8 protein-coding genes are annotated in these 8,630 nt (G+C 65.1%); 6 read left to right on the top strand and 2 right to left on the bottom strand.

The genetic code is table 11. The annotated features are described in order from the left end of the window. Positions 1 to 98: 98 nt before the first annotated feature. Positions 99 to 506 carry a DUF2000 family protein gene (locus RFM40_RS32975; RefSeq protein ID WP_320230327.1) on the bottom strand — a complete coding sequence of 136 codons (408 nt, stop codon included), beginning with the start codon at positions 504 to 506 and terminating at the stop codon, positions 99 to 101. A gap of 38 nt (positions 507 to 544) precedes the next feature. On the opposite strand from RFM40_RS32975, the gene RFM40_RS32970 reads away from it, so the two are divergent. Beyond that, positions 545 to 1,438, top strand: coding sequence for an AraC family transcriptional regulator (locus RFM40_RS32970; RefSeq protein WP_320271760.1), 894 nt, complete (start codon positions 545 to 547; stop codon positions 1,436 to 1,438). A gap of 169 nt (positions 1,439 to 1,607) precedes the next feature. On the opposite strand, the gene RFM40_RS32965 is transcribed toward RFM40_RS32970, so the two are convergent. Continuing rightward, the gene (locus tag RFM40_RS32965; RefSeq protein WP_320230323.1) at positions 1,608 to 2,081 is read right to left on the bottom strand and encodes a MarR family winged helix-turn-helix transcriptional regulator; all 474 of its coding nucleotides are present in this window, start codon (positions 2,079 to 2,081) and stop codon (positions 1,608 to 1,610) included. A 381-nt stretch (positions 2,082 to 2,462) separates the two neighbouring features. Here RFM40_RS32965 and RFM40_RS32960 point away from each other — a divergent pair, with 381 nt between their 5' ends. The 5 genes from RFM40_RS32960 (at position 2,463) to RFM40_RS32940 (ending at position 8,447) form a co-directional block, all read left to right on the top strand. Continuing rightward, entirely contained in the window at positions 2,463 to 3,509 is a 1,047-nt protein-coding gene (locus tag RFM40_RS32960) for a CobW family GTP-binding protein (RefSeq protein WP_320230321.1), read from the top strand. Positions 3,510 to 3,762: 253 nt separating this feature from the next. Next, entirely contained in the window at positions 3,763 to 4,737 is a 975-nt protein-coding gene (locus RFM40_RS32955; protein WP_320230319.1) for a WD40 repeat domain-containing protein, read from the top strand. 183 nt (positions 4,738 to 4,920) lie between these two features. Further along, positions 4,921 to 6,297 (top strand): aspartate aminotransferase family protein, encoded by a 1,377-nt coding sequence (locus RFM40_RS32950; RefSeq protein WP_320230317.1) that lies wholly within the window; start codon positions 4,921 to 4,923, stop codon positions 6,295 to 6,297. A gap of 11 nt (positions 6,298 to 6,308) precedes the next feature. Next, complete coding sequence (locus RFM40_RS32945; protein ID WP_320230331.1) at positions 6,309 to 7,715, top strand: glutamine synthetase family protein; 1,407 nt, start codon at positions 6,309 to 6,311, stop codon at positions 7,713 to 7,715. 33 nt (positions 7,716 to 7,748) lie between these two features. Then, complete coding sequence (locus RFM40_RS32940; RefSeq protein WP_320279006.1) at positions 7,749 to 8,447, top strand: UdgX family uracil-DNA binding protein; 699 nt, start codon at positions 7,749 to 7,751, stop codon at positions 8,445 to 8,447. Positions 8,448 to 8,630: the final 183 nt, after the last annotated feature.

Below are 8,630 nucleotides of genomic sequence, written 5' to 3'. Positions count from 1 at the left end.
AGCCCCGTGCGGCCTAACGCTAACGCTGTCACCTATTCCCTGTCTCACAACAGGGGTGCAGTCCATGCCCTACTCCCCTACTGCCCTACTGCCCTGAATCATGCATGCATGCGGGCGCCCTTGGTGATCTTGTCGATGAGCTTCTTCTCCGCGCGCAGCGCGATGCCGACCATCCTGGCGTCGTCTGGCGCGAATTCGGCGAAGACGGCGCGGTTGGCCACGTCATGGCCGGTCGCGAACATCTCCTCGACATAGGCGGATGTCGTCACGCCGCGCTCGAGGGCCCGGCGGTGGATCGCGACAAGCGTCGGCCCGTCCGCCGACAGAACGATGACGGGCTGGATCGATAGCGGATTGAAGAGATTGCCGGCGCGATCGCGATAGGGTTCGCCGATGATCTCAGGGAACTGCGCGACGATGCCGCTGGTCAGGAAGGCGGTGACGTTGAGCTTCTGCCAGACGGCGAGGTCTTCCCTCAGAACGATTGCAAATTTCGTATCGAACACCAAAATTGAGACTCCGGATGGTCCAAGAAGGGCATGTGATGGCGCATGGTCTAGGCAATGAGGCGCTGGAAGGTCTTGAACGTTCGTGCGCTGAGAACGACCGGATCGTTGCGGCGCCGGGCGCCACCGGCCTCGAGCGCATCGAGGCGCGCTTCCACGGCAATGCCTTCGACCTGCACCGCCACGACACCTATGCTATCGGCGTGACGCTCGATGGCGTGCAGCGCTTCCGCTATCGGGGCGCCGTGCGGCACAGCCTGCCGGGCCAGGCGATCGTGCTGCATCCCGACGAATTGCATGACGGCGGCGCCGGCACGGAGGACGGCCTGCGCTACAGGATCCTCTATCTGGAACCGTCGCTGCTGCTCGACTGCCTCAATGGCGCGCCGCTGCCTTTCGTCCGCGATGCCGTGGTGAGCGATCCGGCCTTGCGCGACACGCTGCTGTCGGCCCTGACGCCGCTCACCGAGGAGCTCGACGATTTGTTCGTCGCCGATTTCATTGCACAGCTGGCGCAGCACCTGAAGCGCCATGCCGGACAGCCGGCAAAGCCGATGGGCAAGACGGCCTGGCGGGCGGCGGCACTTGCCCGCGACTATCTGGAAGAAAATGCCGAACGGCCGGTGCGCTCCGACGAATTGGAAGCCGTCACCGGCCTCGACCGCTATGCGCTGTCACGCCATTTCCGCGCGACCTATTCGACCAGCCCGCATCGCTTCCTGGTGATGCGCCGGTTGCAGCGGGCGCGGCGCATGATCGAGATGGGGGAGCCGCTCGCCGAAACGGCTGTTGCGGCCGGCTTCAGCGACCAGAGCCATTTCAACCGGCATTTCAAGAAGGCGTTCGGGCTGACGCCGGGACGCTGGGCGGCGCTGGTGCGCGGCGTAAGCGCGACGCGCAGCGTCGTCGCTCAATCGCGAGACGTCCGGTGATGGCGCTCAGGCGCGACGCGCAGCGTCGTCGCCCTTACAGCCCTAAGCCGGTGTGTGGAGCGACGACGCTGACGCATCGCGGTTGCGTCGCTCGAGACGACGCTTGCGTCGCTCGTGGGTCACCAACGTCTCGCGGTTAAGCGACGATGCTGCGCATCGCGCCCACGCGTCACGCTTCATCCAGCTCCGCGTCGTCGTCCAGGAGGACCAACTCCTCGTTGGAGAGGTTCGCCTCGATGCGGGCGAGCAGCTTGAACAGCGCCTTCTGATCCTTCTTGTCGAGGCCCTTCAGCGCCTGCTTCTCGGTCTTCTTGACCGATTTCTCGATGGCGCGGATGGTCTCGCGGCCTGTGTCGGTCAGGAAGATGTGGGCCTGGCGGGCATCGGCATTGGAGGCGCGCTTTTCGAGGAAACCCTGCGCCTGCAGCCTGTTGATGGTCTTGGTGATGGTCGGCGGGCGCACGCCCAGCTTGCCGGCGAGATTGCCCGGGGTCTGGCCGTCCTCTCGGTCGAGCGCCAGCATGATCTGGTCCTGGCCGGCATAAAAGCCGTGCGCCAGAAGCCGCGCCGCCAGTGCTGTACGCGCCAGCCGCGCCGCCGAATGCAGCCGGCTCATTGTCGCTGTCTTGTCCGCCTTGGCCATGGTCATTCCCTCTTCGGCCGAACCGGCGCGGTGAGCATAGAGGCTGTCCGGCGGCTGGCAAATGACGATTTAAAGAGACCGGCTTGCAGAACGCTTTGCCGGCAAGCATTGCGGTGCCCGCGCAGGTGATGCCAGATGTTTATTTCAGTTAGATGACAAACGACTTTTGCCCATGCGGGATTCACAGCGGAAAGCCCGCAAAGGTCAGATGACACCTGTGCGGCTCCTCCTGTCGGTCGCCTTGATTACCACCATTCCACCCTCGGGCACCCGCTCGGATCGGTGGGCGACTGGCCTATCGGTTTGCCGCGTGCAAAAGCGCGGCTCACACCCTATATGAGGCCGACAAATCCTTTAGGGCACAGATTTTCGAGGCAAGCCATGAGCGATGCACAGACGCAGATCCCCGTAACCGTCCTCACCGGCTATCTCGGCGCGGGCAAGACGACGCTGCTCAACCGCATCCTGTCGGAGAATCACGGCAGGCGTTACGCAGTCATCGTCAACGAGTTCGGCGAGATCGGCATCGACAATGACCTGATCGTGGAATCCGACGAGGAAATCTACGAGATGAACAATGGCTGCGTCTGCTGCACGGTGCGCGGCGACCTGATCCGCGTCGTCGAGGGCCTGATGCGGCGGCCCGGCCGCTTCGACGCCATCGTCGTCGAGACCACGGGCCTCGCCGACCCGGTGCCGGTCGCGCAGACCTTCTTCATGGACGACGACGTGCGCTCCAAGACCAAGCTCGACGCGGTGGTGGCGCTGGTCGACGCCAAGCACCTGCCGCTGCGGCTCAAGGACTCCAAGGAGGCCGAGGACCAGATCGCCTTCGCCGACGTGGTGGTGCTGAACAAGACCGATCTCGTCACGCCCGAGGAGCTCGAAAAGGTCGAGGCGACGATCCGCGCCATCAACCCGGCGGCCAGGATCCATCGCACCCAGCGCGCCGGCGTGGCGCTGGGGGAAGTGCTCGACCGCGGCGCCTTCGATCTTGCCCGCGCGCTGGAGAACGACCCGCATTTCCTCGAAGCGCACGACCATGATCACGACCACGATCACGACCATGACCACGATCACCACGATCATGACGGGCATCATCACCACGACCATCCATCCGACATCCATGACGTGACGGTGAAATCGGTGTCGCTGCGCGGCGGCGAGATGGACCCGAAGAAATTCTTCCCCTGGATCGAGAAGGTGACCCAGATGGAAGGGCCGAATATCCTGCGGCTGAAAGGCATCATCGCGCTCAAGGGCGACGACGACCGCTATGTCCTGCAAGGCGTCCACATGATCCTCGAGGGCGACCACCAGCGCGCCTGGAAGGACGGCGAGAAACGCGAGAGCCGGCTGGTCTTCATCGGCCGCGATCTCGACGCCGAACGGCTCAGGAAGAGTTTTGAAGCCTGCCAGGCGGCTTGATTTCCTAGCCTTCAGGCGCTAGCGCTGCCCCTCTTTCCTTCTCCCCTTGTGGGAGAAGGTGGCCGAGCGAAGCTCGGTCGGATGAGGGGTGTTCCAGCTTGGCAACGACGGCACTCCGGCCAACACCCCTCATCCGTCTTGGCGCTGCGCGCCAATCCACCTTCTCCCACAAGGGGAGAAGGCGGAGCCTTACCTAGCCGCGCTGGCGGCTCCCTGAGGGGCGACCAGCGAGAATCTCGAATGGACCAGCCCCATGCCCACAGTCGCCCCGCTTGATCTCGAAGGCCATTGCGTCGCCGCCGTCTTCCTCAACGACGTGCCGCATTTTGCTTTAGCCGACGGCGCGGTCCATCGGCTCGACAATGGGCATAAGACGACGCAGTCCAATGATGGGCTGCTCGCCGCCTTTCACGACGCGGCGAACGACCGGCTGATTACCGGCGGCGAGGACGGCAAGGTGTTTGCCGTCAAGGCCGGCGGCGAAGTAGCGGAACTGGCCAGCGCCGGCAGGAAATGGATCACCAGCGTCGCCTCCGGCCCGCAGGGCGCCATCGCCTATGCCTCGGGCAAGACCGCCTTCGTGCGCTTTGCCGACGGCAAGACCAAGGAGTTCGCCCATCCGCGCTCGGTGGAAGGCCTGGCTTTCTCGCCCAAAGGGATGCGCTTCGCCGTCGCCCGCTACAATGGCGCGACGCTGCATTTCCCGGCGGCCGAGGGCAAGCCGGTCGAACTCGAATGGGCCGGCGCCCATACCGGCATTACATTCTCGCCGGACGGCGCTTTCCTCATCACCACCATGCAGGAGAACGCGCTGCATGGCTGGAAACTCGCCGACGGCAAGCACATGCGCATGAGCGGCTATCCCGGCAAGGTGAAGAGCCTGTCGTGGAGCGTCAAGGGCAAATGGCTGGCAAGTTCCGGCGCGCCGGCGGCGATCGTCTGGCCATTCGCCAGCAAGGACGGCCCCATGGGCAAGGCGCCGCTGGAACTCGGCACGCGCGGCAACACCATGGTCACCTGCGTTGCCTGCCATCCCAGCCAGGAAGTGACGGCGATCGGGTATGAGGACGGCATGGTGATTGCGGCGCGCTTCGCGGATGCCAAGGAAGTGCTGCTGCGCCGCCCCGGCAAAGGCGCCATCACCTCGATGATGTGGGACAAGGAAGAGCGCCGCATCGTCTTCGGAAGTGCGACCGGCGATTGCGGCGTGATTGATATCACGGCTTAGGGGAGTAAGGGAGTAGGGAAAGGACAACCTACTGCCCTACTGCCCTACTGCCCTACTGCCCTACTGCCCTACTGCCCTACTGCCCTACTGCCCTACTGCCTGAGCCAACGCCCGCCCCCTGCGCGGCCAATTGCGATTTTGCCGACCGGTTGGCAGAGTGCCGCGCGAGAAAGAGGGGCCTTCATGCATTCAATCGACCGGACTTCCATCGGTGGCATCGATGCCGCCCGCATCGCGGAACTGCGCGAGACGGAGGCGGACGCCTTCCGCAAGGCGCGGCCGAAATCGGAAGCCAAGGTCGGCAATGGGATCGCCGGATTCCTCGGCGGCGTGCCTATGCACTGGATGACCGACTGGCCGACGCCGTTCCCGATCCTGATCGATGGTGCCAGAAGCGCCACCATCACCGACATCGACGGTAACAGGCTCGACGATTTCTGCCTCGGCGACACCGGCTCGATGCCCGGCCATTCGCCACCGCCGGTTGCCCGCGCCATCCGCCAGCAGGCCGGACGTGGGCTCACCTACATGCTGCCCAGCGAAGATGCGCTGGCGATCGGCCCGCTCCTGCAGCAGCGTTTCGGGCTGCCCTACTGGCAGATCGCCACCACCGCGACCGACGCCAACCGCTTCGCGCTGCGCGTCGCCCGCGCGGTGACGGGGCGCGAAAAGATCCTAGTCTTCAACGGCTGCTACCACGGCTCGGTCGACGAGACGATGGTGCGGCTGATCGACGGCAAGCCGGTCAACCGGCCGGGGCTGGCCGGCGAATTCCGCGATCTCACGCGGGCTACCAAGATCGTCGAGTTCAACGACATAGCGGCGCTGGAAGCAGCGCTGGCGGACCGCGACGTCGCCTGCGTCATCACCGAACCGGTGCTGACCAATTCCTGCATGGTGCTGCCGGAACCCGGCTTCCACGACGCGCTGCGGCGGCTGACGCGCGCCGCCGGCACGCTGCTCCTGATCGACGAGACACATACCATCTCGACCGGTCCCGGCGGCTATACGCGCAAGCACGGACTGGAACCGGACCTGTTCGTGCTCGGCAAGCCGGTGGCCGGCGGCGTGCCGGCGAGCATCTGGGGGATGAGCGAGCAGGTCGCCACACGCTACGGCGCCTACAACAGGACGAAGGAGCCCGGCTATTCCGGCATGGGCACGACATTGTCGGCCAACCCACTGCAATTCGCGGCGATGCGCGCCACGCTGGAAGAGGTGATGACCGACGAAGCCTATGTCCATATGGACCGGCTGGCGCGCCGCCTCGACGCCGGGCTCTCCGCCGTCATCGACCGTTACAAGCTGCCCTGGCATGTCGCGCGCGTCGGCGCCCGCGTCGAGTTCATCTGCGCGCCCGGCCCGCTGAGGAATGGCGGCGAGGCCGAAATGGCGCATGCGCCGGAGCTCGAAGCCGCCATCCATGTCGCGCTGGTCAATCGCGGCGTGCTGATCGCGCCGTTCCATAATATGATGCTGATCTCGCCGGCGACGACGGCCGCGCAAGTGAGCCGGCTGATCGCCGCTTTCGCCGCGGTTGCGGCAAGGCTTACGGCGTGAGACAAGCGGCGATGGACAATCCGAACGCCGTTACGACATCGCCTTCCGGCTCGACGCCCGCCGAGGCGAAAGCCTTTCTCGATGCCCATCCCGACATCGAGGCCTTCGACATCGTGCTCACCGACGCCAATGGCATCGGCCGCGGCAAGATCGTGCGCCGGCACGAGCTGACGGGCATTTTCGAGAACGGGCGGCACATGCCGATCTCGATCCTCGGCCTCGACATCACCGGCGAAGACGTTCACGAGACCGGGCTGATCTGGGACAGCGGCGACGGCGACCTCAGAGCCTGGCCGATCCCTGGCACTTTGGTGCCGCTCTACGGCACGCAGCCGCCGCGCGGCCAGGTGCTGATGGCGATGTATCATCTCGACGGCCAGCCGATGTCGTCGGACCCGCGACTGGCGCTGGCAAGGCAAGTGGAATTGCTGGCGGCCCAGGGTCTGCGTCCGGCCGGCGCCTTCGAGCTGGAGTTTTTCCTGCTGGCCAACGAGCGCGATGCCGACGGCAAGGTGCAGGCGGCGCGCGCAGTGCTCGACGGCCGCCGCTCGGCCAAGACCGAAGTCTATTCGGTCGACCATCTGCACGGCATGGAGCCGCTGTTTTCCGATATTTACGCCGCGGCAAAGGCGCAAGGGATTCCGGCCGAGACCGTCATTTCCGAATACGCGCCCGGCCAGTACGAATTGACGCTCAACTATCGCAAGGACGTGATGCGGGCGGCAGACGATCTGGTGATGCTGAAGCGGCTGGTGAGGGCGCAGGCGCGCCGGCACGGCGTCACCGCCTGCTTCATGGCCAAACCTATCGAGACCTATGCCGGCTCAGGCATGCATTTCCACGTCTCGTTGCAGGATGACGCCGGTCGGAACGTGTTCACCGAGGCTGCCGGCGAGAAATGGTCGCCGACCCTGCTCAACGCGCTTGGCGGCCTGATCCACACCATGGCGGAATCGATGCTGGTGTTTGCGCCGCACGCCAATTCATGGCGGCGCTTCGTCTCCCAATCCTATGCGCCTGTGGCGCCGACCTGGGGTGTCAACAACCGGTCGGTCGCGCTGCGCGTGCCGGCGGGCGACGCCAAGAACCGCCGCATCGAACATCGGCCATCCGGCGTCGACGCCAACCCTTATCTGGTGGCGGCGACGGTGCTGGCCGGCATCATCAAGGGCCTGGACGAAGGGCTGGACCCCGGCACGGAAACGACCGGCAACGGCTATGAGCAGGCAACGGAAGCGTCGACCATGCCGGCCGACTGGCGCGCCGCGATCGAGGCGGCCAGGCACTCCGATTTCCTGAAAGCGGCGCTCGGCCCCGACCTGCACCGGACCTTCGTGGCGATCAAGCAGGCGGAATATCTGCGCGTTGCGCGCACCGTCAGCGAGCTGGATTACCACCTCTACCTGCACGAGGTGTGAGACCGCCGCCAGGAACCATCGACGCTCTCGCCCATTCAACATCGAAGCGGACGAGGATGGACGATGGCAGGCACGACCCCACATGAGCCGGCGATTTCCGGCAGGCGCGCTCGAGCGGGACACGCCGAACCACCGGACGACGCAGTGCCGATCGCCGAGTTGCGCGATGAGGCGACGGGTTGCCGCCGCTGCCCGCTGTGGCGCAATGCGACGCAGACGGTTTTCGGCGAAGGGCCTGAAGACGCCGAGGTGATCTTCGTCGGCGAACAGCCGGGAGACCAGGAGGATCGGGCCGGCAAACCTTTTGTCGGTCCGGCAGGGAGGATGCTCGACGCCACGCTGGAAGATGCCGACGTCGACCGTCGGAAGATCTATGTCACAAATGCGGTGAAGCATTTCAAATTCGAGCCGCGCGGCAAGCGGCGCATCCACTCCAAGCCCAATGCCGGCGAGGTGCAGGCTTGCCGCTGGTGGCTGGACAAGGAGATCGGCCGGATCGAGCCCCGTCTTGCCGTGGCGCTTGGCTCAACCGCAGCGCAGTCCCTGCTTGGCAAAGCGGTGCCGGTCTTGAAGAGACGCGGCGAGGTGATCGAGCGCGATGACGGCTTGCGCGTCTTCATCACAATCCACCCTTCGCTTATCCTGCGCATCCGCGAACCGGAGGACAAGGACGCCGAGCGCGAGCGGTTCCTCAACGATATGCGGAAGGTGAAGCGGCTGATGGCGGAGTGATTGTTCTACGCGCCTGAGCGGGTCTCGCGCAGACGCACGGGTCCTGCAACTTGGGAGATTGGCCGAAACGCCCGTCGCTTCGTCATCCACGGGCGAAGCAAGGAGCGAAGCGACGCGCGCAGACCCGAGGATCCTGTGTGTTGGTTCTGGTGTATGGTTGAAGTGGGAAGGAGACCGAGTGGA

It is taken from the genome of Mesorhizobium captivum (genome assembly GCF_033977165.1).
In the GTDB taxonomy this organism is placed as follows: Bacteria; Pseudomonadota; Alphaproteobacteria; order Rhizobiales; family Rhizobiaceae; genus Mesorhizobium; species Mesorhizobium captivum.
The sequence above is the reverse complement of the archived record's forward strand: the minus strand, read 5'-3'. Positions and strand labels throughout refer to the sequence as shown.

What these genes read in the sequence shown, in the direction of transcription:
- RFM40_RS32970 (WP_320271760.1), top strand. Translation starts at nt 545, where the DNA reads ATGGCGCATGGTCTAGGCAATGAGGCGCTGGAAGGTCTTGAACGTTCG.
- RFM40_RS32945 (WP_320230331.1), top strand. Translation starts at nt 6,309, where the DNA reads ATGGACAATCCGAACGCCGTTACGACATCGCCTTCCGGCTCGACGCCC.
- RFM40_RS32965 (WP_320230323.1), bottom strand. Translation starts at nt 2,081, where the DNA reads ATGGCCAAGGCGGACAAGACAGCGACAATGAGCCGGCTGCATTCGGCG.
- RFM40_RS32960 (WP_320230321.1), top strand. Translation starts at nt 2,463, where the DNA reads ATGAGCGATGCACAGACGCAGATCCCCGTAACCGTCCTCACCGGCTAT.
- RFM40_RS32955 (WP_320230319.1), top strand. Translation starts at nt 3,763, where the DNA reads ATGCCCACAGTCGCCCCGCTTGATCTCGAAGGCCATTGCGTCGCCGCC.
- RFM40_RS32950 (WP_320230317.1), top strand. Translation starts at nt 4,921, where the DNA reads ATGCATTCAATCGACCGGACTTCCATCGGTGGCATCGATGCCGCCCGC.